A 22624-nucleotide genomic window follows, 5' to 3' on the forward strand; every position below is an offset into this window, starting at 1 on the left:
GATTGCGGAGAGCGGAGGGTTTAACGCTTGAGCTTTTTTGACATTTTGATCACGACAGCAGTCGTCGTCGCGGGCGTCACGATACTGCTGATGGTAATCGGAGCCGTCGCAAGGAAATCAATGCGTGACGGAGCACGCGAATGGATGCGGGCCAACGGCTTTACGGAACACTCGATAGTGTTCTCACCCGGAGATGCTTTAGGCATCGACTACGGCAGAAGCCGCATTGCGGTTCAAACGTCGAGTCAGCGGAAGATTATTCCATTTACTGACCTAATCTCAGTCGAGATTTCGGAAGATGGGGCCACGGTTACAAAGAGCAATCGAGGAAGTCAGCTCGCCGGCGCCGCGATCGGCGCGATTGCGTTTGGCGGGATTGGCGCAATTGTCGGCGGACTAAGCGGCTCCTCCACTTCAACGCAAAAGGTTTCGAAAATAACCATTAATCTCATGACAAAGGACACGTCATTGCCCTTTGTGGAGATTGTCGCGTTTCATGAGCAGGCGATAGATAAAGGCGGCTTTATCTACACCCAACTGACGAAAGACATCATGCCCTGGTACGGGCGCTTACGTGCAGTTCTGGAAATCTCATAGACTGACCACTCTTCACGCGCTCTAAAGGTCACTACAAATGATGTGGGTTATCATTGCCGCTATAATCGCCGGCATTATCGGCTTCTTCTGGAGGCCGCGTGCCGTGAGCACGTGGCAAGTTTCGGAGAACGGAAACAAAACGCGAATTGTGGATGGCACGCGCGTAACCATTTTTGCGTCCGATGGCGGCTGGAAATACTGCCTAGCCGATCAAGGGAATAGGTATGAGCCGTTTTTCTCTGATCGCTACCGCAGCGAGGCCGAGGCTATTGAATCTGCGCTCGCTGACATCGAGGGGCGCGACTCTCCCCATAAATCAACACGTCAGTTACGCGATGAAAGGGAGGCAGTGCGGGCCGCCGAGGTTATCTCGGCTGCGCCCGAAACATTCACCAAAGCGCAATCTCAACTGTCGGATATGCATGCATCGCAGAAGTTCAAACTGACTGAACTGCGCCCTATCCAGAAAAGGCTGGAACGTCTCCAAAAAAACCTTCTTCAAGCATTCCCGCATGCAGCAGATGCGAGCGACCAGCAAAAATCCGACGAGCTTTGGGCCTTTTACGATAAAGTAAAACGCCTTGAAGAGCATTCGCGAGCGTTGATCACATGGAAGGAAGGCGAGGGGAATGGCACCAGCTTGACGCCTCCGACATGGCCTGGCGTCAACTGACCTCACCCATCGCCTTGACCTTCCGCACCATCTCAAGATGCTCTTCCCAGCTCGGCGGCTCGGCCTCGTCCTCCGCGCCGTTCGCCTTCAGCCATCCGGCCTGGCACGCCCGGAATTCCCAAAGCGACATTTGGTCGACGATCGAGGGTTGAAACCCCATGATGCCGCCCCAGCCATAGAGCGCCGAGAAGACTATACGGCCGTCTCCGCCGTCGTCGTCTCGGCTTTCGCTTTTTTTGGCGGATCGTCCTGCTCGCCGAGCAAGGCATGCGCGAGGACCTGCGCCGCGCGGGCGATGTTCTCGGTCCACTCTCCCGCCTCGTCGACATATTTCGTGATGTAGAAATACGCTTCCGAGGGAGACATTCCCCCGCCGATGAGACCGAGGCGCAGGGTCTCGCGAACATCGTCGATCCGCCAGTCTCCGCCGATCTGGCGCACCATGGAGAAAAGGTTGAGCGCGCCGAGGAAATCCGCGTCTCCCGCCCCGAGCTGAAAGTCCTCCGGGTTGGGCCTCCGCAGGAATTCGGCCTGCGGCTGATAGGAGGCGAGACGGGCGAGCACCGTCGCCGGCCCGGCCTTGCAGACATCCTGCAATTCCCGCAATTCGCCGATGCCGAGGCGAAACTTGCGTTTCGCCCCGCCGAAAGGAAGGTCGAGGACCCGGCTCATGCGGCCGGAACCCAGGTGATCTCGCCATTGCTCTGCAAAGCAACGGTCGAGGTGACGTGCCCCTTGCCTTCCTTTGCCAGGCCGAGCGAGGTCATCACGTACTTTCCGACGAAATGTCCGCCGCCGAGAAGGGCCGTCAGGCCGGCGAGCGTGACCCGCACGTCGAAGTCCTCACCCGACAGCATCTTTTCGCGCAGGACGCCGTAGGAAACCGGGTCCATCGTGCCGGCGCCGTTGATGCTGGCCGAAAGCGTGTCGACCGCGCGCAGCACCCAGCCCGGCGCGTCCGGATTGGGGCAATTCGGCTCGGTCGCGTCCGTCGTCGTCGCCTCGATCGTGAATTCGCGCGTCGTGTTGATGGTGCAGTTATGCGCCCAGGTCGCGGGCTCCTCACCGTCCGAGAACTGAATCAGCAGCTGCTTGGTTGTGGGCATGACGTTTTCCTTTCTGGAGAGTGGCGCTTACGCCGGTTGCGTTTCCACGGCGATGGACAGGCGGCCCCGGTATCGGGGCGGCGTGGAGCTGCATGCGATGGTCTCGACACGCACCCGGTCGACGACAAGGCCGGGGATGGAGAGCGGTTTCTCATGGATCGCGGCACGGATCTGGCCGGGAATTTCCTTCGCGGCCAGGTAGGTTTCCGGTGCGGCCCAGACATCGACCTGCAAGGTCGTTTCCGTCCGGTCGAAGCAATCCTCGTCAAGCGGAACCTCGATCCCGCCCCACACCTGCACATAGGGATAGTGGGCGTTCTCCGAGATTTCGCTGAAGACGCGATCGCCGGCCGCCGTGCCGAGATCCTTGATGATGGCGACAAAGGCCGCCTGGAGAAGAAGACCGGGGCTGGTCATTGTCCGCTGACCGCTTTCTTGAGAGCGCGCCGCACGCCGGCCCGAACGCGACGGCGCACCTCTTTCCGCTTCACCTTGATCGCCGGATAGAAGAACGGATTCGGCTCCATCTCCTCCGTCCCCAGCTCCTGCGCCAGCGCATAATCGTATTCGGGCGCATTGCCCTTCTCGCTCCTGCGCACCGGCCGCGTCGTCGCCGCGCCGCCGGCGGCGACGGCGGCCCCGATCGTGCCGTCCGTCAACGCCTCGGTGCGGATCGAGCCGCGCAGCGTCCCGTCATCCTGGGGAGCAAGCGAGCGCTGCAAAACGTTGATCTCCCGGCCCGCCGCCATAAGATCGGCCTGCGCCCGTTGCTTGACGGCCTCCGGAATGCGCGAAAGCTTGCGTTTCAGCCGCTCCAGTCCAATGAGTTTTTGCAGTCTCATGCGGACGCCTCGCCTTTTTCCGGGCGCGGACGGGAGGTGCCGACAGCCTTTTCAGCCGCTTTCGCCGCCTCCACGCACCGCCGGGTGACGTTCATCACCGTGTCCTTGCGATACGCAATCGTGACCTGCGGCGAGGGCCACCAGTCGAAATCCTCGGTGAATCGAACCCACGGCATCAGACGGCTCCTTCGCTTTCGACCAGCACGTCCAGAAACAGCGAGTGGTCTTTGGAAAAGGTGATTGATTTCACCAAATATGTGGTTCCGGACCAGCGCCGACCCGCGCCGGACCCGATCCATTCCCCCTTGCGGACCTCGCGCATGCGCCAGCCATGCGCAATCAGCCGCGTACGGCTGTCGGCCCGCACCTGCACAATGAAGGGCTGGCGGCCGACAAGCCGGGCCGCGAGCACGCCCTCGCCGCCGCGCAGCGGAACAAGACTGGCGAGGCATTCGAACTGCTCGGCATAACGGGATTTCGTGCCGCCATACCCATCGGCCGCGTTTTCCCGCCGGTCCCAGCCGACGCGATGGTGAAGCCGTCCGGCCCCGAAACGCTGCGCGGTCATCACGCCCCCCGCCGATGGTTGCACAAGAGGGCGTCAAGGCTTGTCCAGTCGCCCCGCTCGGCATTCTCGCGCATCATGAAACTGTCTTCGATGTGCAGCAGCATGGCATGCCGCACGTCATCCGGTGCGCCGCCGCCGAAGACGGCGGTAACGGTGACGCGCGATCGGCGCTGGATGACGGGCCACGCCTGGCCATGCTTGAGCGTGATGCACGGCTCCAGCCCGTCCTTGTTGGCCTGGTAGACCTCCACCGGGAGCGGCTGCTCCTCACCTGCGGCGTCGATATAGACGATCGAAGTCACGGACTTGAGCGGGCCTTCCGACAGGCGGGCGAGATCCCCGAACCCGTCGCAAGCACAGGCGAGCGTCTGCTCGGCCCAGCGCGCATTGCAATACTGCTCGACATGCGCCCGCGCCGTCTTGATCAACCGGGTGAGCTGCGCATCGAAGTCCGTCTCATCCGTCAGGATGCCGCAATGGTCCTTTGCCTCAACCAGCGTCACCGGCTCGACGGTCGGCGCCTCGATGACGGTCGATGGATACCACATGGTCAGCCGCGCTTTTCCGGCGCCGGCTGCTTGACGGCGCGCTCGACTTTCTTTTCGGCGACCGGAACAGCAAAGCCGGCCTCGATCAGGCGTCCGGCTTCCGTGGCGTCGAACCGCTCGGTTTCCTCCTGCGGCGACAGGCAGAAGTCCGTGCCCGCAAGGCTGACAAGCATTTTGATCTTCATGGGAGGTCTCCTTCCGTTTTGAGAGCGGGCCACCGAAGCGGCCCGCCTTGCAAAGCGGAAGCGTTAGGACGCGGCAGTGATGAGGTGCTTGACGGCGGCGGTATCGCCGAGCTCGCCATCAAGGCGGATAAGGCCGAGCAGGCCGATATCCGGCGCGAAGCGTTCGCGGGCGACGAACAGGACGGTGCCGCCGACCTTGCGGACGAAATACTTGCTGAAATCGCCGAACAGCATGACTTTCTTGGCGGCGCCGAGGGAATCCATCGCCTGGTTGATGCTGTAGGGCCGCCCGTTGAAGCTGCCCGGAACACCCTTCTGCACGTCGCCCATCTGCCACAGATAGTTGCCCTGTCCGTCCTTCAGCTTGCGGCATGCGGCAAGGGTCGCGTCGTTGAACATGTAGCGGGCCTTCGGCGACGACCGGTAGGCGGGGTCGACCGAATGCTCAAGGTCGATGATCTCATCCCAGGTGATCGCGGCGGCGGCGGCGGCGGTCTTGCCGAGCGAGGACGCGGTGACGATGCCGTTCGGATCGTCGCTGCCGTCGCCGATGGTCAGTTCGGTATTGGCACGGCGGCCGAGACGCTGGCCGAGCAAGTCGCCGAGCAGGTTCTCGAAGTTGAAAATCGAATCCTGCGCCAGCTCCCAGGAGAACTTGACCCATTCGGTGTCATAGGTGAACGCATTGAGCGTTTTCTTGCCGAAGGTGGCATCGGAACCGCCATCGTCCGTCACCGCACCGCCTTCGGTATGCTTGGCCACCGGCACGCCCGTGTCGTCGATCGTCGGAAGGTCGATGGGGTTGCCGCCGCTCGTCGTCATGACCGTGCAGATATCCTCGTCATACATCGGGCCCCAGGCCTTCATGGACTTGATGATCTGGTTGCTGAGTTCGGTCGGAACCGTATAGCCGCCGGCCGCGCCGCCGCCGCCGCTCGTTGTCTGCATGCGCGCCTCGCGCGGTGCCACGCCGGCCTGCAGGGCGGCGCGCTCTTCCGCCGACAGGGCGGACATGTCGCCCGCCACCTGCACATAGCGATGGAAGGCGGAACGGTAATCAACCGCCTCGCCCTGGTCCTGACCGCGCGCTTCGCCGTCGCCGGGATTCGGGCGCTGGCGGCGCCGCTCTTCCGCCGCGCGCTCTTCAAGACGCTTCTCGGCGTCGGCCATGCGCATTTCGCGGGCGAGCTGCGCGTCCACCTTGTCGTATTCGGCCATGATGGCGTCGTGGCGGCGCTCCAGCTCGGCGGCGCGCGCTTCGTCGGTATTTTTCTTGATCTCTTCCAGCGCAGCGCGGGCGTCGACGACGAGCTTTTCCCGCTTCTCAATCAGTTCCTTGCTCATGATGGTCTCCTTGAGAGCAATGTCGAAAGCCCGCATGCGGGCGGTGGAGACGGGAAGCGGGATGCGTTCCTCGCCCTCCGGCGAATGGCCGGGTGAAATCAGGAAATCTTGCGGAACCGGTTTTCGGCTTCCGCCTTGCGCCGCGCGAAGGCGGCGGCGTTGTGCTGCCGGCGGGCCTCGGTGCGCGAGGCCTCAAGGCTGCGAAGGCCGATATCGGTTCCCTCATAGGCGGGCTCGGTGACGATCGACACGTCGTAGAGCTCCACCTCCTCCACGGTGCGCAGCGGCGGCGTCTGGGTATCGTCCCAACGCTGCTTTACGGCGCGGAACGAAAAGGACATCTTGTCGAGATCGCCGCGCCGCATCTTCGGCACGATGCGCTGCACGTCCGGATCGCCGCCGTCGAGTTCCGTCTCGATCCGCAGCCCGTGGCTGTCCTCGGTCAGTTTCAGCGTGCCCGACCGCGTACGGGCGAGCGGCAGACCGGAATGGTTGATCAGGAACGGGACATCGGTCGAGCCGAGCGCATTGCGGAACGCACCGGGGAGGATGACCTCGCGGAAATAGTCCCCGATATTGGTTTCCTGGTTGAACACGGCGGCATAGCCGGAAACCTTGACCCCGGTTTCGTCGGCCCGCACCTCTGCGCGGATGCCGCCGCGCTTTTCACGCTGCTGCGTCATTCGTCTTCTCTCCATCGTCGAGTGGCGGGCCGCCATTGTCGCCTATGCCGCGTTCCGGTTGCTGCCCGAGCACAACCGTCGCCCCCTGCACCAGCAGTTCGTCCGCGTTCGGATTGGGATGTTTCGGCCTGTTCTCCAGCGCCCGGCCTTCGTTCGGCGTGATCTGGCCCGTCTGGATGGCCCGCGCGATGCCTTCGATCCGGCTCTTGAAATCGCCGCGCATCAGGCCATCGAGATTGTGCTCGACATAGCGCCCGCTCTCGAAACGCCCCCAGAGCTTGAGGTTGAGCTCATCCTCAAAGGCCTTCGCCCATTGCCCGATCAGGTGCTTGACGAGGTGAAGGTCCTGTTGCTCCACGTTGGCGAAAGTGCCCTTGGAAAGGTCTTGCAGGAAGACCGGCGGCATCTGCCAGGCGCGCGCGATCTCCTGGATCTGGAAGAGCCGCGCATCGGTCATCTGGCCTTTTTGCGGGTCGAACCCGACCGGTGACAGCGTGTGCCCGGCCGGGATCGGCATGATCGGCAGCTTGTTAACCTTTGCGAACTGGATCGCCCGGTCAACATCCTTGGCGGCACGCTGGAGAGCGGCAGCCCCTTCCGGAAGCGTGCCGGACAGCGCGAGGGGAGGAACGCCGCCGCCGGCAAAGAAATTCGCCCCGTAATCGTTCATGGCAAGGGCAAGCTGGATGGCCTTCGCCGCCAGCGAGACGGGACCGTAATGCGACAGCTGGTCCGGCTTCAGCATGAACGGCACGTCGATCACGTCAGCCGCCGGGTATTCCCGCCCGCCATGCCGATACACGATGCTGAAACCGGATCGCTTGACCGTCGTCTTGCGCGGATCCAGAAGCCACAAAGCTTCGATTTCCTGACCGTTGCGCTCGATCCACGCGAGGCCGCGCCCGCCGGTAAAGACCTGCTGCCAGAAATATTGCCGGAACTTGAAGGACCCCATCAGGTCGTTCGGCGCATCGTGCAAGGTCGTCGCCGTCTTGCCGGTCAGTTTCTCTGGACCGTCCTTCGTGCTGCGGAACGCGTGCAAGGGCACCGAAGCCAGCGTGCGCGACAGGAACGCAACGGCCGACAGAACGGCGGGAACCGTCAGCGCACTGTCGATGGTGACGGGCGGCAGGTCTGCCGAGGACAACCCGAAATGCGCAATGAATTCATTCGTCAGCGACACGGGAACAGCCGGGTTTTCGATGCTCCCCGAGCGCTGTTCGCGACCGAATTTCAAGCCGAAGAGGTTCATCAGTTCACCAAGCTAAAGTTCGGATCGTCCCAGGGGGAGGCGGGCGCAGCGGCCGGCGTCCGGCAAAGCGCGATGCCGACCGACATCGCCTTGGAGACCATGCCGTCGATGCGCCCGAAGGCGTTTTCCTTGTCGAACATGCGATGGCCGGTGCGGTTCTCGGCATAGACGACGCTGGCGGCGCAGAAATCGAGCATCGGATTCGGGTCGATCTGCATGCGCTGCTCGTAGAGCGCATTTTCCAGCATGTTGATGGAGTGCGGCATCCAGAGGTAGATTTCCTGCTCGCCCTCCGGCGCCCCTTTGTCGCGGTCGATCACGCGCTTCTGGAAACCCTGCGGGTGAACGGTCAGCGGCAGCACGGCACCGATATCGGTCAGGTGCTCGGCGAGCCGTTCAAGGCCGTACTGGTCGGCCGCGATTTCGAGCGGCGCGAACCGTGCGCAAATCTTCATGAGCGCATCCGCCAGCCAGGCGTATTTCAGGCGCTGGCCGGGCACCGCTTCGATATGCCCCTGCCGCTCCCAGACGAGATAGGGCGCCTGGTCCGTCCCCGCGCGATCGGCGAGCGTGTCGGCGGGCGTCCAGAACCACGTTTTCGATGCCAGTTTTTCAGCATCCTTGGTGTCGTCGAGCACCCATGTCAGCGTCAGCGCCGTGAAATCCCGCGTCCGCGACAGGTCGAGGCCGCCATAGCAGGGATAGCCGCCCTCGATCATCGCTTCCAGATCGACGGGCTTTTGGCAGGCGGCCCAGGCTTCGCGCCGGATGGCGGCGTTGACGGATTGCGTCCACTCGCAGAAGTGCAGCCGGGCGATGCCGTTTCGTTTGCCGGGCATCATGCGCGCCTGGTCGACGACGCCTTGCAGATATTCGGTCGTCACCGTCACGCCGAGCAGGGGGTTTGCCTTCACCCAGCAGGAGGGGTCGTTTTCCCAGTCGTCGCCCTCGTCGAGCGAGCAGACGAAAGAAAAAGTCGTGTCATCCTGGGTGATGCCGTCCGCGACGTTCACCGCATGCTGATGCTCCTCCCAGCAGATCGAGGTGCGATCCGAACCCGAATTCGTCGCCATGACGAGAAGCGGCTGTTCGCGGAACTTGAAGCCGCGTTCGAGCATGTCGATCGTGTCGCGGTTCGGATGCTCGTGCACCTCGTCGCAAAGAGCGCAGGACGGACGCGGACCCGATTGCGCCTTGTCGGAGGAGATCGGCTTGAAGAATCGCCGGTCTCCGCCCTTGCTGCGGTAGGTGAGCTGCCAGACGGGGTTTTCGCCCGAAGGCGAGATCCGCTTCGCCAGCTCCGGCGATTGCTCCCGCATCGCAACGGCATCGCGGAACAGCACCTGCGCCTGGTCCTTTTTCGCCGCCGCCGCATAGACCTCGGCGCGCGGTTCGCCGTCCGCAACAAGCATCACCAGGCCGACGCCGGCCAGGAACGGCGACTTGCCGTTGCCCTTGCCCTCTTCGTCATAGACGCGGCGGAACCGGCGAAGGCCGGTATCCTTCCACTTCCAGCCGAAGATGGAGCCGACGCGAAAGGCCTGGCTCGGATGCAGCATGAACGGCCGGCCTTCGAACTGCCCGCCGTTCAACCGCAATTTCGTCTGGAACCAGCGAATGCGGCGCTTGGCCTCGTCGAGGTCCCAGAGGAGGCCGCGCGCCGGGCCGTCCCTGAGGTCGAGGAGGTGGCGCCGGCAGGTGTTGCGGATATGCGGGCCCGCGACGATCGCGCCGCGCAGGACATCCGCCGCCCATGCCGTCACCGGATCGTCCTCATAGGACACGTCCGGAATTTCGAGATCAGTCGAAACCGTCATCGCCGCCGAAATCAAATCCAAGCTGCCCGGCCGCGTTCAAACCGCGCTCGGCCGCAGGTGTCATCCCGAAGTCACTGGCCAGCGCCCGTATCTGGCGCCAGGTCTCGTTGAGCTGCCCGACTTCCGGCCGGCTCTTGAGCTGGTGGCCGTTGCGCGTCTGGCTTTCGTAGGTCTCGCCGTTGTCCATCACGTCGATGTAAAGGCGCTCGTGCCGGTCGATGGTCTTGCAGAGCAACACGAACATGAACACGTTGCCCTCGTTCAGCCGCCCCTTGCGCGGATCGCAGAGCGGCGGGGCGAGGCGATCCCAGATCGCCTGCACCGTGAACGACAGCCCTTCCGGCTTCAGCTCCTCGGCCCGCGCCCGCGCCCGCGCCTCGAAATTCGAACCCTGCCCCTCATCCTTGAGCGGCACCACGTTCTCACTGTTCGGCCTCCGCCCCTTCATGGTCTAACCCCTTGAACAGAGTGGCTTTTTGCCTCCAATTCCCACTCCCCACACAAGAATGAGTGGCGCCGGTGTGCGGTTGCGTCGGGGCAAATTTTTGACCCTCCCCCTCGGCCCATGGACCGATTTTTTTGGGTCGGGTTTTTCCACACTCGGAAATTTTTGGGTCGGGGTTTCCCACACTCGCGAATGTTTCACGGAATGTTTCACGGGAACGGGCGGGATAGTGCTTGACCTGTTATGAACCGCTCAACGGTTCGCGGGGTGTCCGGGGTCGATGGGCCAGCCATCGGCGCCTATCGCGGTCGAGAAGCCCCGATGCTCCTCGGCCTGCTTGGTGGCGTCGTGATGGGTCTTGCAGAGGGACTGGAACGGTCCGCCCCAGAACTTTTCGGGGTCTCCGTTATGCCGCTCGATATGGTCGCAGACGGTGGCGCGGGTGACGCGGCCTTGCAGCCTGCACATCCGGCATAGCGGCTCGATCGACAGTTGATGCTTACGGAGTTTCCGCCAGCGCGCCAGCGAATACCAGCCGCGCCACTCGCGCGCCTCGTCGGAACGTTGATCGCCCATACCCTTAGAACAGGAAAGGCGGCCATCCGGCCGCCTGTTGTCGTCTTCGCATAGCTGTCGCACTGGCCCTGAATCGATGTTCCGAAGGTGGAACGGTCAGAGCGAGGCCGGGGGAGAACATCAATCCCAAGGGAGCATCAGACGCCCCGGTCATCTCGCAGGCTCAAGGGCTAACCTCAAAGGTGGATTAAGTCAACATCGAGCGGAACCTCCTTCATCGCTCCGAAGATCGGGATCTCGACAACCACCTGCCGCCGCTTGGACAGCAGCCGCCGAACCGTCACGGCGAATTCGGCAAACGGCCCGGAGCGTATCGTGACGCGCTTCCCCACCAGATCAGGCAGCGGCGGCAGGTTTTCACTATCCTCTTGTTTACGCTCGCGTTCCAGCGCCGCCAGCATAAGCCGCTCCATCAGCGCCGGGGGCATCAGATAGGGCTGGCCACCGTCACACATCAGGCCGCGCAAGCGGGCTGCCGACAGCAAACCAGCATAGGAATATCGATCCGGGATCACACGGACGAAGATGTATCCGCGAAAGACGGGCCGGAAAATATCCACAGCCTGAAGGCGGCGGCGAGGCCGGGCACGAAGGCGTTCACGCGGGCACCAGCATTCAATGCCGGCCGCCGTGAGAGAATCACTCGCCTCAACTTCACGCCCGACACGGCATGTCGCGACCACCCAGCGCGCCAGCGTCTCAAAGCCCGGTCGATCCCGCTTCGCCCAGGCAACGAGCGCCGCATGCCGATCACGGGCCGCAGCGGCCGAGGATTGCCGGCCGTCAAGCCTATCCCGCTCGCCCGCAGAGAGTTCATTCTCCGCGATCACGCGATAATCAGTTTTCTTCCGCACCAGTGTCCCCGTTCATCAGCTCGAATGCGCGCTCGGAAAAGGCAGCATGCGCCGCCTCAACCCTGTCGTCGTCGGCACAGCCATCCGGCAAGGCCGGCAGCCAGATATACCCTTGCGGCGGGGCGACCCTCAGCCAGGGCCAGCAGCGCCTTGCGTGCATCCGCTCCCAGGCCTGCGCGAGCGCGCCGCCCCATTCCGCCCCGCGCCACCCGTCCGTGGCGGGCAACAGCCCCGCGTCGAGGTGCTGCAAGCACGCCGCGTTGATCATCGTCGTGGCGCGCGGCCAGCCAAAATCGACACGCTTGCGGCACAAAAGCTCCTCCTCGGTCTCGCGCCCGCTCCTGACCCACTCCAGCTCAAACGCCGTGACGTGGATGTGCTCGACGGGAGGCTCCAGCAGCAGCCAGAACAGGGATGCCATCCAGAGCTTTCCGCCATAGGGCGCCGGCTCCAGCACGGCGGCCGCACGGCGCGCCGAGGCCGGAACCGTCCGCCACAGCCGCCGCTTGAGGTAGACGCGCGGCGCCGGCGGGCGAGGCGTCATGCGCAGATAGGCAGGCGTCAGGGCGATGCAGTCGGCACGGTCGGCGTCGGCCAGCTCGTCGAACCATATGTTCCGCGCCGCAAGATCGTCGCGGTCGGTCCATCGCGGCCAGGAGGATATCCAGCGCAGAAAGCTGGCCCGAATCCGCTTGCGGTCCACCCCGGCATGCGCGCGCGTGGTTGGAGAGTTATTTGGAGAGTTCTCTGGAGAGATTCTATGCTGCGGTAAGCCGTACCGCACCTTAGCGCCCCCATTTACCGCACCTTCATCCGTCATTTACCGCACCTTCCTGCCCCATTTCCCCCACCTCGGAAGCCTGGTCGGGGAACCGCGCCGAATAGGTGAACCGCCGCCAGCGCTTGCCCGGGAAGCGCCCTTCCTGCACGTCGATCCACCCGGCATCCTCTGCTACCTTGAGATGCGTCCGGACGGTCTTTTCCGAAAGGCTCGTGCGCCGGGCCAGCATGGCGATGGTCGGGAAAGCCTGCCGGCCGTCCGCATTCATGAAGCTGTGTATTTCCTTCAGCACATGCTTTGCATTGCTGCCGAGCGCCGAATCGGCAAGCGCGTTGCGCCAGCGCAAGGCGAGCGAGGATCCTTTTTTCGATTTGCCGTTCACCAGAATTTCCACCTGCGAAGCCAGTACCTTGAGGCGAGCGGATAGCCCGCCTCCTGCCGCAGCACACAGCGAACCGTGGCCACCATGTTGCGATGCCAGAGCGGCACGTCCCCGCCCCGGCGCACGGCCATGAGCGCGGCCAGCTCGACGGACACGTAAGCCGAGCCGAGGCGGAAATCCGCCCGCTTGCAGATCGCGGAAATCGCCCGATGATCGCGAAGGATGACATCCAGCGGCGTGGACAGCAGCCAGCGCGCCCGCTCCTTATGCGTGCAAAGCCCGGCAAAGATTTCCGTGATCGGCAGAAGATCGCCCTTCCCCATCCTAGCCCCTCATCCAGATATGATAGTCCCCGCGCAGCGAGACCCAGCGCGCCTGCGCCTCCGGCTCGTCATTGAGCTGCCGTTTCGAGGCGATGTTCAAAAGCACCTTCAGCCGCGCGTCGGCGGCGTCCTTGTCGCGCACCGGCCCGCCCTCGCCCCTCTCCTCGAGGAAGCGCTGGAACGGCCGCTCGGCGCAGAGCATCGCGGCATTGGCCGCGAAATCCCCGTCCCGCAACACCCTGTCGCCGGGCGCGAGCTGCCGGCGCAGTTCGCGGAATTCCTCGACGGCCCGCGCCCGCAACCGGATGAAGCAGAGAAGATCGTCGAGCGCGCCGGCGATCAGGTCGATTTCATCGGAAAGGGCATCGGCGGTGAAGGTGCCTATCGTCACCTCCTCCCCGCCGCCGCGTGTCGTCGTCAGGTGAACGCGCTCGCCATCCGAGGACATGCCCCACTGGCGGCCCTGCATGCGCTCGGCGATATCGGCAAGGCGCGCGAAAGCGGCCTTGTCGCGCTCCAGGGACGGGAGGGGGGTCATGTCGTCACCCGATAGCGAGAGCGCTTCACCCCCAAAGAGGGGTCGCCGCGCCAATGACCGCGAACAATCTCTACTCGGCCGCAACGGACACGCAAATGCGCCCGGCAAAAATGCAGCGCCTTCTGTCCGGTTAGATGCGCCTCGCAGCTATCGACGCCAGACAAGTCTTTAGGCGGAGTAATTCGCAGCGTTATTTCAGTCCAAGCGTGAAGGGGAAATTTCCCAATGTTCTTTCGCTCTTTGAGGAGCCTTTTTTCGAGCGCCCTATGGGGCATGTGCTGGCGTCGGCCAATAATTTTAGGAGTATTTATTAGAGAGAGAGCAACGTAAATTTGGAAGACATCAAAGCTGTCCGCGCCGTTGGTGCGCTCAATCGATAGAGAAGAGACAAGCGAGAGGCGCGGAACAAGCGCTCGCCCCTCGCTTACGATGATTTCATCATCGTATTTATCTAGATCGTATCCCTCATCTTTTCCGAAGGATTTTAGATACTCTGGAAGACCTTTTATTACACAGGTGTATCTGATGCCATCAGCGCCTTCCTCAAGCATAAACCCGTAGCGGCAGCCGTGCCAGCGGCACTCTATCCAAGTCCTTGGAGCCGGCAAAAACGTCTGCTCGAAGCCAACATCATACACGCCCACCTCAATATCATGGGCCATCTCCGTTACCGCATTCCATACCTCGGAAAGCTCAAAGCAATGACAATCGGCCGCCTGAGAGAAAAGCCGTCGATCTGCGCCAGTCAGTCCGCCCCGATCATCTAAAGCCTGTTTTATGAACGACATAAGTAGCGGAGTTGTCATGCAGCACCCCCGGCAATCATCGGCAGGCTGGCCTGCTCGTCAGCGACCGGACCCCGCGCGCGCCGCGCCATGCCCTCGGCCGTCACGCTCAACATGCCACCGACATAGGCAAGCCAACCGTCCTCTATGCCGTGGATCGTCAGCCAGGCCGAGGCGGCGCCATCTAGGCCGATATTCGGCGCAATGTATTTTTTCTTCCCGGCGCGGTAGGGCCAGAGCCCTTTCCCGAGCAATCCTTCCTCGCTGCGCCCGGCAGGCTCTTCGCTCCCCAGCTCCGCCATGATCGCCCGGGCGTTCTTCACGGACAAGTCCTTGCCTGAAAGGCCGATGCGCACGGCGCGGAAGATACAGTCCGGATAGGTAAAGTTTTTGGTCGCCAGCAGGCCCTTCCAATGCTTGTCGGTGCACAGATCAACGGCATGGAGCCAGCGCCAACGCTCGCCGACATCCCGGCCAATGACCTCCGGAGCCAACCACTCAACACGAATTCCCGCTTTTGCATGAATGTCCTCAAGGAACGGGACCACATCGGCAACGGCCCAGAGATCGGGGTGCCGCAACACCAATCGGCTCTCCGCCCCGTCCAGCCGGCGAGCCGGGATGAATTCCACCGGAAACCGAAATAGCCGCGATGGCAACGCGCACGGCCGGTCATTCGTGAGGCCGGAATTTAGCTCCAGCAGGAATTGGTTCGGAACCAGACCAGACGCAAGGACAGCATCAAGCACGCTGTCTGCCCGCGTTTCCGCCGCCGCCTCCCGGCCCGTCACCGGGCGGTAACGATCCCCCTCATCCGGCCCGGCGATCAGCCCTTCCGCAAGGAATTCGCCGAGCAGCGCGGCCGCATCGCCGTCGCGAATGCCGATGGCGCGGCGCAGCGCCGGCCGGTCGAAATGCGCTTGCTGCAGTATCCATGCCCGCGCCTCGTCGCGCCGTTCGTCAAGCCGCTCGTCGAGCGTGCGGCGCGGCGTCTCGCGCGCGAATTCGTCGAAACCGATATCGCAGGCCTGCCCGCCCTCGCCCGGCTCAAGGCAGTCCTCGCCGGCATGCTCGGCCCAGTCGATCCGCCGCGCCAGCATCCAGCCGTCCGAACGGCCATAGCTGCCGTCCGCGTTGCGCTCCCAGACGAACCACCCGGTATTCATGCGGCTGGAGGCCTTTTCGCCCTCATAGCCTTCGCGGTGCATCATCGGCAGGCGCCGCTTGAAGGCATAGACCCGCGAGGGCGGGTTGAGGTCCATCACGAAATTGCGGTCCTCGTCGGCAAAGCCGCACTGGAAATTCAGGTTGAGCAGCAGCGCCAGCTTGCGCGGCTTGTGCACGCGCAGCGCATGCGTGACGAAGGCATTGAGGCATTCGCCATAGGGCGGATTGGTGACGATATCCGGCCCCTCGCCCGCCGATGCCGGCCGGCTGTGCAGGAAATCCCCGACCGACTGGACCGCGCCGGCCGCCGAGATCGTGCCCCGGTCGACGAGATCGGAGAGCACGACGCAATAGCCCTTCTCCTCCAGCACGGCGGAGATGGCGCCATGCCCGCAGGCCGGTTCCCAGATGGTTTCGGTAAAGCTCTCATGCGCCAGCAGCGACAGCACGGCCACGCGCGGCGTCTGATAAAAATTCGCCCCGCGCGCGTCCTTGCCGGCGCTCGCCGTGCCGATCGCCGCGCGCAGGTTCGCCCGTGACGGCTCGAACCCGTTCTTCACCGCCGCCGAGATCGTGCGCTTGATGAAGCCGGGATCGCCGGCCTCCGCCTCGCGCATCTTGCGGATGTGGAAAAGACGTTCTTTCGAGACGCCGAAATCCTCCAGCCGCAAAAGGTTATTCGTGTCACCCTTTTTCGGCCGGCCGCGCGCGACCATGACGCCCGCCTCTTTCGCCCGGTCGATTTCGTTGGCGATGCCGATCTCGGCATGCGTGGAGATCTCCAGCGCAAGGCCGACCATCGTGCGCGCCTTGTCGCGCATTGCCTCGCTCAGCTTCATGCGCGAGGCGAAGGCGGCGGCGGCTTTCGCCTCGTCATAGGTCGCCTCGGAAAGCGCGAAGGCGGTCTTCACGTCGCCATCCTCGAAAAGCCGCCGCGCCAGCTCGATTTTCTCGGCCAGCGCGGGAAGGGTTTCGACGGCGGACGGTTCGGGGAGGATCGCCAGCGCCGTCATGTCAGTGCGCCCGCATAAGGCGATCGAGATAGGCTTGCCCGAGCCCGGTTAGCCGCCCGATCATGCCGTCTTCGCTGATATGCAGATATCCGGCCTGCCGGCATTCCAGCGCGCGGCCCTCCGCGCCCGCCGCAATCGTGATACGCCCGCCGCCGATCCGGACGGAGCGCAGGAAGTCCCGCGCGGGATCGCTGATCGGCTTGATCGCCTCGGCCACGATGGGCGATTCCGGCCATGCCCGGTGCGCCCGCATCCTCAGCCCTCCCCGCCCATGCGGATCGGGACGATCGAGGCGCCGCCCGTCGCCCGCGTGCCGGCGAGAATGCGAATGGCATCGTCGATCGCATCACGCACCGCCTGCAAATCCTTGATGCCCCGCGCGCCCTCGGCGGGCGAGACATGAAGGTCGGACAGGGCAATGCCGATATTCGCGCCGTATTCGCCGAAGAGCTTTGTCAGCTCGGCATTGGCGCGCAGCAGGCATTCGCCGTCCGGGCCGGCGCTGTCCGGCTCGCTGATCTTCCGGCCGTGCAGCCCGGCCATGATGCGGGTGATGACCGGCTCGCCGCATTCCGCCTCCAGCCGCAGCACGGCCGGGATCGGCAGAAGCTCGGGATCGGTATCGTTGTGGCAACGGCCGATCTGGCTCTTGGAAAGCGACGTGATATCGGCGGCGCTTTCGATGCCGCCGTTTTTCTTGATGAGCAGCCGGTTGCCGGCCTTCAGCTGATAGAACCAGGCATTCGTAAGCGTGTCCTGCATATCCAGTCTCCAGGCAAAGAAAAAGCATTCCCGCCACGGGAAATCCGGTCGGGTTTTCCCGTGGCGGGAAATATCGAAATCGTTGAAAGATCAGGGCATCAGGTCAGGGAGGCCCGCATGCACGCAACATCGCAAGAACCGGCCGGGACGGCAGGTCCGCAAACCGCCCCGGCCGGCTGGCCGCGCCAACGGGAGAGGAAAAACCCCGGCGCGAATGGGAAGGCCCTGCCGGGCTTGGGAGGAAGCGGACAGGGCCGGCAGGGCCACGCGCGCACCGGCCACAAGCGGCGGGCTGGCGGGCGTCATTTGCAAAAGTGGAATACCTCATTGGCCGCCGTCCTCATGTGGTCCAAAAACATCGGGGCGGATGACGTGACGGGAAATTCCTGTGATCCGTTCAAAATCGAGAACGCGCGCCGCCGGCACACGCCGCCATGAATGCAACGAGCTGTGCTTGATGCCCAACTCCCGCGAGAGGGCTACAGCCCCCCCAGCCTTTTCGGCGGCAAGTTCAACGATCTCAATCATGCGCATAACGTAGTTTATGCCTACGGTGCATGTCAACAGCCTACGTAGGTGCAAAATGGTAGCCGTTAGCTACAACTTTGTTATGGACAAATTGACAACGCTCGGCTCCCGTCTCCGCTACGCGCGCAAAGCAAGAAACCTGACGCAAGATCAGGTGGCGGCCGAATTCGACATCAAGCGCAACAACGTCTCAACTTGGGAGAGCGGAGAGACGCGCCCTAGCGTCGACCGTTTTCCGGCTTTGGCGCGCCTATATGGTGTGACGGAGGCTTGGCTACTGGACGGAGTTGGTGAGCCGCCGCCGCAAAGCCCCGGAACCAGCGCGGCCCCTCTCCCCAAAGTCTCACTTGTTCCGGGAGGGCAGTTGCTCGGAACCGGGAAGATGCCCTTGTATACTGGCGCCATGGGCGGAGACGGCCACGTCATCATCACGTTCGATGCGATCGACTACGTTAAGCGGCCCGCTGAACTTGAGAACGTGAAGGGCGGTTACGGCCTTCTGATTGTGGGAGAATCCATGATCCCAGCATTCTGGCCGGGGGATATGGCCCTAATAAACCCTCATTTGCCGCCTGCCCGACAGAAAAACGTTATCCTTTATCACACCCCGCCGCATGGCGGGGATGTCGAGGCCATCATCAAGCAGCTGAACGGCTGGAGCGAACGACAGTGGCAGCTTCAGCAGTACAATCCGCCGCGTGAGTTCACAGAATACAGGCATGAATGGCCTGTTTGTCATCGCGTCGTCGGCAAATACGACGCTCGCTAGTTCACAGTCTCCAAGAGTTCGGCCGGGTCCTCGCCGTACTGCGCAATGATCACGGCGTCATCCCAAGCCCCTATATCCGGGTCGCCTGACCGGCTGAACGCGATCACGGACGCACTCCTCTCAGCAAGTGCCCTGGCCATCCGCTCACAGTGACCTTTGTCGCGAGCCTCGCGCGGAGGCTCGGGAATGAGCATGCCTTTGTTTCCGCGCTGGAACGATTGAACGACGAAATACGTGACCATTTGCAACGCTCCTTTGTTCTTTTTCTGTTCTCATCTAGACTCAAAAACGAATCAGAGTCGAGTCCTATTTAATGTAGGGCACACCTACAAAAGCCCCTTGACGCCTACGTAGGTAAAAACTACCTTTGCCCCGTTCCTCCCGGACGGGTGAGGCCGTTGCATCGGCCGATCTCTCCGGCAACCCTGAACGGAGACACCCCATGCAGACGCATCACGCCACCCCCGCCGTTACCGCCATCGCCCGCAACATCCAGGCGGAAATGGCAGCCTTCATGATCGACAACGGCAGCTGCACCCGCGACGAGCTGTTGCGGCGCTTCACGCCCGAGCAGATCGACCGTTACGGCGCCGCCGCCGCCCGCGAGGCCACGCGCCGGGCCGACCGCCTCGCCGCCTGAAAGCCTTCCGCTTCGGTTTCCGCGCCGCGTGGCGCGGTTTCCCAAACGGAAGGAAGGCCACCATGCACCCTGCCCCAGCCAGGAAAACCGAACCGCTGTTCCGCGTCGAGTTCATCGGCGGCCTGAGCGTCGTCACCAAGGCGCCCAACAGCCTCAAGGCCGAGCAGAAGGCCCGCCGCCGCCACCCGGGCATCGTGTCGAAGGTGCGCATCCTGACCGGAGCGCGCGCATGAACGGGCAATCGAAATACGAGCGCAAGCGCCTTCAGGCGGCGTTCCGCAAGGGCGTCAAGGAAGGCCGCCGCCTTGAACGCGAGGCCCGCCAGCTGGCGGACATGGCCGCACGGCTCTCCGCGCCCGGCGAGAAGATCGCCGCCCCGAGGGACTGGGACGCCTTCGAACCGCCCGCCACCGCAACGCCAAGGTCCGGAGATCACGCATGAGCGACGTTTTTGACCGCTTGAAGTCAGGCATTGCCGATTATCCGGGCATTGACATCGACATGTCGAAGGTCACACGCGCCGCCCATCTTCGCGACGATCTCGGCTTCGACAGCCTCGACGAAGTGGCCTTGGAGCTGCTGGTGGAGGAGGAATTCGGGATCTTTGTTCCGGTTGGCTCCTCGGACGAATGGCGGACAATCAGCAACGTGGTGGCGTTCGTCGAAGACGCCATCGGATCGAAAGGTCAGGCCGATGAGTGACGCGATACCCGCCGACATTAAGGTCAAGGCCGGGTCCGCGTCATGCGAGTTTTTCGCGCTGGTCGCAGAGGGCGAAGGCGAAGCCGACGCAATTATTGCAATCGTGTCGAATGCATTGGTCTCCGAGCGCCAGAATTCGCATCGCGATCTGGATGTTCGACAAAACCCCGCCCTGCGCGGCCGGGTGGCCTATGAAGCCTCCATCGCTGCCGCTCCACTTTACCACGACGGCACGCCGCGCAAGCCATGGGACCAGCTCGGCGACGTCGAGCGCTGGAGTTGGGAGCGGCCAGTCTCCACCAAACCTTCAATAGGATCAGCCGATGTCTGAAATCGCAAACCCGCGCTATTGCCCGACCGCTTGGCTCGACGAGGTGAACCCGCTCGGCGACACGCCAGAAGCGTTTGCGCGAACCGATGGCGAGACTTGGCGATTGGTTGATCCTGATGAGGATTTTAACGCGGCAGTCTATTTCAACGAGCCGCTTGAGCCGGGCCAGATCGTCAATTTCGCACGTCTGACCACATACGGCGATTTCGTCCTGACGATCCGCGAGGACGGAACCCACTACGCCGACCTTCCTGAATTCGACGGTCACCCAGGTTTCCGACTGGAAAACTGGGAATATGAGGACGTTGTTGACGAACTTTCGGAGTTGATCCGGGTCGGGAACCGCGAGGACATATTCTCTGACGGCGACAATCCTCTGCCGCCCGGCTCGTACACGGTCGAGTGCTGGGCTTGGCAGGACACCATTCCGTTCCGCTTCGAGCCTGCCGACGAAACTCCGAAATTCGTTCTCTGCGCGGGGGGCGAGCTGATGGACACCCTGAACACGAAAGGATCGTCCGATGCACAGTGACAAGCTGGAGCAGGAGATTGCCTGTGTCGTTCAGTCCGTGAACGAATGGGATGATCGCACGTCGCCGGATGATTACCCGGAGCACCTGCTTATCACCTCTGAGGAGTTGGCCGAGATCCTGCGCAACTTCTCGGAAACCGCCATTGCCATGGGTATCGAGCTAACCGCTCGCTTCGTCGAAAAGCGCCTGCATGACTACGTCTCGGAACACGGCTCTACCGATCCGGACACGGGCACAGTCGAATATCCCGGCAACGGCGAGGAATACGTCTACGAGCTCGAAGAGATCATCGAAGGTATCCGTGCGCTTGCCGCCCCCACAGGAACATCCGGAGGTTCCGACCATGGCTGACCGGCTCACGAGGTGCACGGCCTGCGGCGGCCGAGGCTACTTCCACTGCGAGTGCTGGCCGGGCGACTGCATCTGCGGCCTAGACGATCAGGACTGCGAGGACTGCGGCGGCGAAGGTTGGATCGACCCGAGCTACGATTATCCAGACTACGATCCTCCATCCGGACCCACCTCCTCAAAATCGAAAGGTCAGGCCGATGAGTGAGGCATGCCCGCGATCGAACGCCAAGATGCTCGCCGACGTGGTGAGGACCTACGATAAGACGCTCTACATGCTCGATGACGGCATGTGGACGATCTACGAAATCACCAAGCGCGCCGTCGCAAAAGCTCCGAGCGAGCACGCCGCCGCCGAGGTGATCAAGGCCATGGAAGCCCGAGGCTCCAAAACTGCGACAAGTCAGGCTGATGCCCGACACGATGATGGTTCAAAACATCTGCAAAACCTGACACATGCAGGCCGCGCCTTGATCGAGCAAATTCTCCGTTTGGACGATGAGCAAAGGGCAGCGATGCCGCGATTGCCGGGCTTATGGCGCCTTTATGAGGCGGTCGCCGCGGCGATGCAGGCTTTAGGCAGCGAGCGACTAGCGGCCAGCGGCGAATTAGATGCTTTTGTGCCGACACTTGGACCTTTTGACCCCGGTAGCGCGGCGATCGAGACCGAGCCGGAACTCTACATCGACACTGTCGATGCCGAGGGCAATCCGATCGAGCCGCCAATCGCCATAGTACCGAAGGGGGCTTAGATGTCTTCCGCCAAGACCATAAGCAACGCCATGGCGCCAGCGGCTTGCATTGCTCCTTCAGTGGGCAAGGCATCGTCGGTTAGGTCGGCTTCAAGGTTGTTCCATGCACGCGGATCAATGCCTTCGAGATCCATGATGTCGGCAGCGCCGTCAGCCGCTTCCTCGATCTGGCGGAAGAGGCTGGCCAGTTGCAGCCAGACGCCGCGCGATGGATTCGCCCTGCCCGAGCACCACGACTTGATCGTGTCGAGGCTGACCTGCAAGAAATCTGCGGCCCCTTGTTGGGAGAGGCCGCACAGCGAAATAGCGGATTTAAAGGTCGCCATCTTAGTACGCCGTCATCGTGACGATGAAGTCAGGGTACTCGTTGATGAGGCATCCTGCGTTGCAGGCATCGTTGTAGTCGTCGGAAAGCTCATCTTCCGCGCCCGCTGCGACGGCCTTGAGATTGGCATGGACGTCAGCAACGCGGTCAAAACCCATGCTGTCGAGCGTAGCCTTGACCTTCGCGGCAGCTTCGTCGGTCCAGTGACCGTTGTGGGTGTTCTCGGTTTCGACGCCGAAGGAAAAGCCATGGGAAGCGATGATGATCATTGCAGGTCTCCTAACCTCTTGCAGTGGGCCAATCCCTCCGCGTTTGTGATTATCAATATACACGAAAAGTGTATGTCGTCAACCGGTAATTTCACCACCACCCCAGCAACGGAGGGGCGCGCGGAATGAAGGATTACCTCTGCGTTATCATCACCGACGGCGAAAACGAGTGGCAGCACCAGGCCA

The 22624-nt window shown here is 62.7% G+C and carries 39 protein-coding genes; 11 read left to right on the forward strand and 28 right to left on the reverse strand.

Annotated elements, in window-relative coordinates:
• Nucleotides 1–27 precede the first annotated feature (27 nt).
• A complete protein-coding gene (locus MUU56_RS31780) occupies nt 28–597 on the forward strand; it encodes a hypothetical protein (RefSeq protein WP_245082973.1) in 570 nt (189 codons plus the stop codon).
• Between the two features lie 37 nt (nt 598–634).
• Nucleotides 635–1270: a hypothetical protein gene (locus MUU56_RS31785; RefSeq protein ID WP_245082975.1), complete on the forward strand. Its 636-nt coding sequence runs from the start codon at nt 635–637 to the stop codon at nt 1268–1270.
• Here the strand turns inward: MUU56_RS31785 and MUU56_RS31790 are convergent.
• From MUU56_RS31790 to MUU56_RS31910, 25 genes are all read right to left on the reverse strand, one after another.
• Nucleotides 1263–1430, reverse strand: a complete 168-nt coding sequence (locus tag MUU56_RS31790) for a hypothetical protein (RefSeq protein WP_245082977.1) — start codon at nt 1428–1430, stop codon at nt 1263–1265. The two genes, MUU56_RS31785 and MUU56_RS31790, sit on opposite strands and share 8 nt — an antisense overlap.
• Nucleotides 1431–1462: 32 nt before the next feature.
• A complete protein-coding gene (locus MUU56_RS31795; RefSeq protein WP_245082980.1) occupies nt 1463–1942 on the reverse strand; it encodes a gene transfer agent family protein in 480 nt (159 codons plus the stop codon).
• Nucleotides 1939–2376 carry a phage tail tube protein gene (locus tag MUU56_RS31800; protein WP_245082983.1) on the reverse strand — a complete coding sequence of 146 codons (438 nt, stop codon included), beginning with the start codon at nt 2374–2376 and terminating at the stop codon, nt 1939–1941. Before MUU56_RS31800 ends, MUU56_RS31795 begins: the two co-directional genes overlap by 4 nt.
• A 27-nt stretch (nt 2377–2403) precedes the next feature.
• Nucleotides 2404–2793, reverse strand: a complete 390-nt coding sequence (locus MUU56_RS31805) for a DUF3168 domain-containing protein (RefSeq protein ID WP_245082987.1) — start codon at nt 2791–2793, stop codon at nt 2404–2406.
• Nucleotides 2790–3218 (reverse strand): HK97-gp10 family putative phage morphogenesis protein, encoded by a 429-nt coding sequence (locus MUU56_RS31810; RefSeq protein WP_245082990.1) that lies wholly within the window; start codon nt 3216–3218, stop codon nt 2790–2792. The genes MUU56_RS31805 and MUU56_RS31810 overlap by 4 nt, the downstream gene beginning before the upstream one ends.
• Nucleotides 3215–3394, reverse strand: coding sequence for a hypothetical protein (locus tag MUU56_RS31815; RefSeq protein WP_245082992.1), 180 nt, complete (start codon nt 3392–3394; stop codon nt 3215–3217). The genes MUU56_RS31810 and MUU56_RS31815 overlap by 4 nt, the downstream gene beginning before the upstream one ends.
• Nucleotides 3394–3786 carry a phage head completion protein gene (locus MUU56_RS31820; RefSeq protein WP_245082995.1) on the reverse strand — a complete coding sequence of 131 codons (393 nt, stop codon included), beginning with the start codon at nt 3784–3786 and terminating at the stop codon, nt 3394–3396. The genes MUU56_RS31815 and MUU56_RS31820 overlap by 1 nt, the downstream gene beginning before the upstream one ends.
• A complete protein-coding gene (locus MUU56_RS31825) occupies nt 3786–4334 on the reverse strand; it encodes a head-tail connector protein (RefSeq protein WP_245082998.1) in 549 nt (182 codons plus the stop codon). The genes MUU56_RS31820 and MUU56_RS31825 overlap by 1 nt, the downstream gene beginning before the upstream one ends.
• A gap of 2 nt (nt 4335–4336) precedes the next feature.
• A complete protein-coding gene (locus MUU56_RS31830) occupies nt 4337–4519 on the reverse strand; it encodes a hypothetical protein (RefSeq protein WP_245083001.1) in 183 nt (60 codons plus the stop codon).
• A 63-nt stretch (nt 4520–4582) separates the two neighbouring features.
• Nucleotides 4583–5863: a phage major capsid protein gene (locus tag MUU56_RS31835; RefSeq protein ID WP_245083003.1), complete on the reverse strand. Its 1281-nt coding sequence runs from the start codon at nt 5861–5863 to the stop codon at nt 4583–4585.
• A 98-nt stretch (nt 5864–5961) separates the two neighbouring features.
• Nucleotides 5962–6546: an HK97 family phage prohead protease gene (locus MUU56_RS31840; protein WP_245083005.1), complete on the reverse strand. Its 585-nt coding sequence runs from the start codon at nt 6544–6546 to the stop codon at nt 5962–5964.
• Entirely contained in the window at nt 6530–7798 is a 1269-nt protein-coding gene (locus MUU56_RS31845) for a phage portal protein (protein WP_245083007.1), read from the reverse strand. The genes MUU56_RS31840 and MUU56_RS31845 overlap by 17 nt, the downstream gene beginning before the upstream one ends.
• On the reverse strand, nt 7798–9615 hold the full coding sequence (locus tag MUU56_RS31850) for a terminase large subunit (RefSeq protein ID WP_245083009.1): 1818 nt from the start codon (nt 9613–9615) through the stop codon (nt 7798–7800). Before MUU56_RS31850 ends, MUU56_RS31845 begins: the two co-directional genes overlap by 1 nt.
• Nucleotides 9599–10033, reverse strand: a complete 435-nt coding sequence (locus MUU56_RS31855) for a P27 family phage terminase small subunit (RefSeq protein WP_245083011.1) — start codon at nt 10031–10033, stop codon at nt 9599–9601. Before MUU56_RS31855 ends, MUU56_RS31850 begins: the two co-directional genes overlap by 17 nt.
• A 279-nt stretch (nt 10034–10312) precedes the next feature.
• A complete protein-coding gene (locus MUU56_RS31860; protein ID WP_245083013.1) occupies nt 10313–10636 on the reverse strand; it encodes an HNH endonuclease in 324 nt (107 codons plus the stop codon).
• A gap of 176 nt (nt 10637–10812) precedes the next feature.
• A complete protein-coding gene (gene nusG / locus MUU56_RS31865; RefSeq protein WP_245083016.1) occupies nt 10813–11490 on the reverse strand; it encodes a transcription termination/antitermination protein NusG in 678 nt (225 codons plus the stop codon).
• On the reverse strand, nt 11474–12193 hold the full coding sequence (locus MUU56_RS31870) for a hypothetical protein (RefSeq protein WP_245083020.1): 720 nt from the start codon (nt 12191–12193) through the stop codon (nt 11474–11476). Before MUU56_RS31870 ends, nusG begins: the two co-directional genes overlap by 17 nt.
• Before the next feature lie 106 nt (nt 12194–12299).
• The gene (locus MUU56_RS31875; protein ID WP_245083023.1) at nt 12300–12653 is read right to left on the reverse strand and encodes a helix-turn-helix domain-containing protein; all 354 of its coding nucleotides are present in this window, start codon (nt 12651–12653) and stop codon (nt 12300–12302) included.
• Entirely contained in the window at nt 12650–12976 is a 327-nt protein-coding gene (locus MUU56_RS31880; RefSeq protein WP_245083026.1) for a hypothetical protein, read from the reverse strand. The genes MUU56_RS31875 and MUU56_RS31880 overlap by 4 nt, the downstream gene beginning before the upstream one ends.
• 1 nt (nt 12977) lies before the next feature.
• Entirely contained in the window at nt 12978–13514 is a 537-nt protein-coding gene (locus MUU56_RS31885; RefSeq protein ID WP_245083029.1) for a hypothetical protein, read from the reverse strand.
• Nucleotides 13511–14320, reverse strand: a complete 810-nt coding sequence (locus MUU56_RS31890; protein ID WP_245083032.1) for a hypothetical protein — start codon at nt 14318–14320, stop codon at nt 13511–13513. The genes MUU56_RS31885 and MUU56_RS31890 overlap by 4 nt, the downstream gene beginning before the upstream one ends.
• Nucleotides 14317–16479, reverse strand: coding sequence for a hypothetical protein (locus MUU56_RS31895; protein WP_245083035.1), 2163 nt, complete (start codon nt 16477–16479; stop codon nt 14317–14319). Before MUU56_RS31895 ends, MUU56_RS31890 begins: the two co-directional genes overlap by 4 nt.
• 1 nt (nt 16480) lies before the next feature.
• Nucleotides 16481–16696, reverse strand: a complete 216-nt coding sequence (locus MUU56_RS31900) for a hypothetical protein (protein ID WP_245083037.1) — start codon at nt 16694–16696, stop codon at nt 16481–16483.
• Nucleotides 16697–16734: 38 nt separating this feature from the next.
• Entirely contained in the window at nt 16735–17241 is a 507-nt protein-coding gene (locus tag MUU56_RS31905) for a hypothetical protein (RefSeq protein WP_245083039.1), read from the reverse strand.
• Nucleotides 17242–17565: 324 nt separating this feature from the next.
• Nucleotides 17566–17769 carry a transcriptional regulator gene (locus tag MUU56_RS31910; RefSeq protein ID WP_245083041.1) on the reverse strand — a complete coding sequence of 68 codons (204 nt, stop codon included), beginning with the start codon at nt 17767–17769 and terminating at the stop codon, nt 17566–17568.
• A gap of 55 nt (nt 17770–17824) precedes the next feature.
• Here MUU56_RS31910 and MUU56_RS31915 point away from each other — a divergent pair, with 55 nt between their 5' ends.
• Nucleotides 17825–18538: an XRE family transcriptional regulator gene (locus tag MUU56_RS31915; protein WP_245083043.1), complete on the forward strand. Its 714-nt coding sequence runs from the start codon at nt 17825–17827 to the stop codon at nt 18536–18538.
• On the opposite strand, the gene MUU56_RS31920 is transcribed toward MUU56_RS31915, so the two are convergent.
• Entirely contained in the window at nt 18535–18780 is a 246-nt protein-coding gene (locus MUU56_RS31920; protein ID WP_245083045.1) for a hypothetical protein, read from the reverse strand. The two genes, MUU56_RS31915 and MUU56_RS31920, sit on opposite strands and share 4 nt — an antisense overlap.
• A gap of 200 nt (nt 18781–18980) precedes the next feature.
• On the opposite strand from MUU56_RS31920, the gene MUU56_RS31925 reads away from it, so the two are divergent.
• The 8 genes from MUU56_RS31925 (at nt 18981) to MUU56_RS31960 (ending at nt 21844) form a co-directional block, all read left to right on the forward strand.
• Entirely contained in the window at nt 18981–19178 is a 198-nt protein-coding gene (locus MUU56_RS31925; protein WP_245083047.1) for a hypothetical protein, read from the forward strand.
• Between the two features lie 62 nt (nt 19179–19240).
• Nucleotides 19241–19411, forward strand: coding sequence for a hypothetical protein (locus MUU56_RS31930; RefSeq protein ID WP_245083050.1), 171 nt, complete (start codon nt 19241–19243; stop codon nt 19409–19411).
• The gene (locus tag MUU56_RS31935; protein WP_245083054.1) at nt 19408–19620 is read left to right on the forward strand and encodes a hypothetical protein; all 213 of its coding nucleotides are present in this window, start codon (nt 19408–19410) and stop codon (nt 19618–19620) included. Before MUU56_RS31930 ends, MUU56_RS31935 begins: the two co-directional genes overlap by 4 nt.
• Nucleotides 19617–19880 (forward strand): phosphopantetheine-binding protein, encoded by a 264-nt coding sequence (locus MUU56_RS31940; RefSeq protein WP_245083057.1) that lies wholly within the window; start codon nt 19617–19619, stop codon nt 19878–19880. The genes MUU56_RS31935 and MUU56_RS31940 overlap by 4 nt, the downstream gene beginning before the upstream one ends.
• Complete coding sequence (locus MUU56_RS31945; protein ID WP_245083060.1) at nt 19873–20211, forward strand: hypothetical protein; 339 nt, start codon at nt 19873–19875, stop codon at nt 20209–20211. Before MUU56_RS31940 ends, MUU56_RS31945 begins: the two co-directional genes overlap by 8 nt.
• Nucleotides 20204–20743 carry a hypothetical protein gene (locus MUU56_RS31950; protein WP_245083063.1) on the forward strand — a complete coding sequence of 180 codons (540 nt, stop codon included), beginning with the start codon at nt 20204–20206 and terminating at the stop codon, nt 20741–20743. The genes MUU56_RS31945 and MUU56_RS31950 overlap by 8 nt, the downstream gene beginning before the upstream one ends.
• Complete coding sequence (locus MUU56_RS31955) at nt 20733–21095, forward strand: hypothetical protein (protein WP_245083066.1); 363 nt, start codon at nt 20733–20735, stop codon at nt 21093–21095. The genes MUU56_RS31950 and MUU56_RS31955 overlap by 11 nt, the downstream gene beginning before the upstream one ends.
• A gap of 230 nt (nt 21096–21325) precedes the next feature.
• Nucleotides 21326–21844, forward strand: a complete 519-nt coding sequence (locus tag MUU56_RS31960; protein WP_245083069.1) for a hypothetical protein — start codon at nt 21326–21328, stop codon at nt 21842–21844.
• Here MUU56_RS31960 and MUU56_RS31965 read toward each other — a convergent pair.
• Both MUU56_RS31965 and MUU56_RS31970 read right to left on the reverse strand, forming a co-directional pair.
• Nucleotides 21841–22170, reverse strand: a complete 330-nt coding sequence (locus tag MUU56_RS31965; protein WP_245083072.1) for a helix-turn-helix domain-containing protein — start codon at nt 22168–22170, stop codon at nt 21841–21843. The genes MUU56_RS31960 and MUU56_RS31965 overlap by 4 nt on opposite strands.
• Nucleotide 22171: 1 nt before the next feature.
• Complete coding sequence (locus MUU56_RS31970) at nt 22172–22438, reverse strand: hypothetical protein (protein WP_245083075.1); 267 nt, start codon at nt 22436–22438, stop codon at nt 22172–22174.
• Between the last annotated feature and the right edge of the window lie 186 nt (nt 22439–22624).

Source organism: Shinella yambaruensis, from assembly GCF_022899355.1.
Classification (GTDB): domain Bacteria; phylum Pseudomonadota; class Alphaproteobacteria; order Rhizobiales; family Rhizobiaceae; genus Shinella; species Shinella yambaruensis.

Coding starts and splice junctions, on each gene's coding strand:
- MUU56_RS31970 (WP_245083075.1), bottom strand. CDS start 22,438: ATGATCATCATCGCTTCCCATGGCTTTTCCTTCGGCGTCGAAACCGAG.
- MUU56_RS31940 (WP_245083057.1), top strand. CDS start 19,617: ATGAGCGACGTTTTTGACCGCTTGAAGTCAGGCATTGCCGATTATCCG.
- MUU56_RS31890 (WP_245083032.1), bottom strand. CDS start 14,320: ATGACAACTCCGCTACTTATGTCGTTCATAAAACAGGCTTTAGATGAT.
- MUU56_RS31950 (WP_245083063.1), top strand. CDS start 20,204: ATGTCTGAAATCGCAAACCCGCGCTATTGCCCGACCGCTTGGCTCGAC.
- MUU56_RS31965 (WP_245083072.1), bottom strand. CDS start 22,170: ATGGCGACCTTTAAATCCGCTATTTCGCTGTGCGGCCTCTCCCAACAA.
- MUU56_RS31815 (WP_245082992.1), bottom strand. CDS start 3,394: ATGCCGTGGGTTCGATTCACCGAGGATTTCGACTGGTGGCCCTCGCCG.
- MUU56_RS31795 (WP_245082980.1), bottom strand. CDS start 1,942: ATGAGCCGGGTCCTCGACCTTCCTTTCGGCGGGGCGAAACGCAAGTTT.
- MUU56_RS31785 (WP_245082975.1), top strand. CDS start 635: ATGATGTGGGTTATCATTGCCGCTATAATCGCCGGCATTATCGGCTTC.
- MUU56_RS31850 (WP_245083009.1), bottom strand. CDS start 9,615: ATGACGGTTTCGACTGATCTCGAAATTCCGGACGTGTCCTATGAGGAC.
- MUU56_RS31895 (WP_245083035.1), bottom strand. CDS start 16,479: ATGACGGCGCTGGCGATCCTCCCCGAACCGTCCGCCGTCGAAACCCTT.
- MUU56_RS31830 (WP_245083001.1), bottom strand. CDS start 4,519: ATGAAGATCAAAATGCTTGTCAGCCTTGCGGGCACGGACTTCTGCCTG.
- MUU56_RS31810 (WP_245082990.1), bottom strand. CDS start 3,218: ATGAGACTGCAAAAACTCATTGGACTGGAGCGGCTGAAACGCAAGCTT.
- MUU56_RS31910 (WP_245083041.1), bottom strand. CDS start 17,769: ATGATTGAGATCGTTGAACTTGCCGCCGAAAAGGCTGGGGGGGCTGTA.
- MUU56_RS31915 (WP_245083043.1), top strand. CDS start 17,825: ATGGTAGCCGTTAGCTACAACTTTGTTATGGACAAATTGACAACGCTC.
- MUU56_RS31860 (WP_245083013.1), bottom strand. CDS start 10,636: ATGGGCGATCAACGTTCCGACGAGGCGCGCGAGTGGCGCGGCTGGTAT.
- MUU56_RS31905 (WP_245083039.1), bottom strand. CDS start 17,241: ATGCAGGACACGCTTACGAATGCCTGGTTCTATCAGCTGAAGGCCGGC.
- MUU56_RS31945 (WP_245083060.1), top strand. CDS start 19,873: ATGAGTGACGCGATACCCGCCGACATTAAGGTCAAGGCCGGGTCCGCG.
- MUU56_RS31955 (WP_245083066.1), top strand. CDS start 20,733: ATGCACAGTGACAAGCTGGAGCAGGAGATTGCCTGTGTCGTTCAGTCC.
- MUU56_RS31935 (WP_245083054.1), top strand. CDS start 19,408: ATGAACGGGCAATCGAAATACGAGCGCAAGCGCCTTCAGGCGGCGTTC.
- MUU56_RS31820 (WP_245082995.1), bottom strand. CDS start 3,786: ATGACCGCGCAGCGTTTCGGGGCCGGACGGCTTCACCATCGCGTCGGC.
- MUU56_RS31790 (WP_245082977.1), bottom strand. CDS start 1,430: ATGGGGTTTCAACCCTCGATCGTCGACCAAATGTCGCTTTGGGAATTC.
- MUU56_RS31825 (WP_245082998.1), bottom strand. CDS start 4,334: ATGTGGTATCCATCGACCGTCATCGAGGCGCCGACCGTCGAGCCGGTG.
- MUU56_RS31920 (WP_245083045.1), bottom strand. CDS start 18,780: ATGGTCACGTATTTCGTCGTTCAATCGTTCCAGCGCGGAAACAAAGGC.
- MUU56_RS31925 (WP_245083047.1), top strand. CDS start 18,981: ATGCAGACGCATCACGCCACCCCCGCCGTTACCGCCATCGCCCGCAAC.
- MUU56_RS31845 (WP_245083007.1), bottom strand. CDS start 7,798: ATGAACCTCTTCGGCTTGAAATTCGGTCGCGAACAGCGCTCGGGGAGC.
- MUU56_RS31880 (WP_245083026.1), bottom strand. CDS start 12,976: ATGGGGAAGGGCGATCTTCTGCCGATCACGGAAATCTTTGCCGGGCTT.
- MUU56_RS31835 (WP_245083003.1), bottom strand. CDS start 5,863: ATGAGCAAGGAACTGATTGAGAAGCGGGAAAAGCTCGTCGTCGACGCC.
- MUU56_RS31805 (WP_245082987.1), bottom strand. CDS start 2,793: ATGACCAGCCCCGGTCTTCTTCTCCAGGCGGCCTTTGTCGCCATCATC.
- MUU56_RS31885 (WP_245083029.1), bottom strand. CDS start 13,514: ATGACCCCCCTCCCGTCCCTGGAGCGCGACAAGGCCGCTTTCGCGCGC.
- MUU56_RS31800 (WP_245082983.1), bottom strand. CDS start 2,376: ATGCCCACAACCAAGCAGCTGCTGATTCAGTTCTCGGACGGTGAGGAG.
- MUU56_RS31960 (WP_245083069.1), top strand. CDS start 21,326: ATGCTCGCCGACGTGGTGAGGACCTACGATAAGACGCTCTACATGCTC.
- MUU56_RS31840 (WP_245083005.1), bottom strand. CDS start 6,546: ATGACGCAGCAGCGTGAAAAGCGCGGCGGCATCCGCGCAGAGGTGCGG.
- MUU56_RS31930 (WP_245083050.1), top strand. CDS start 19,241: ATGCACCCTGCCCCAGCCAGGAAAACCGAACCGCTGTTCCGCGTCGAG.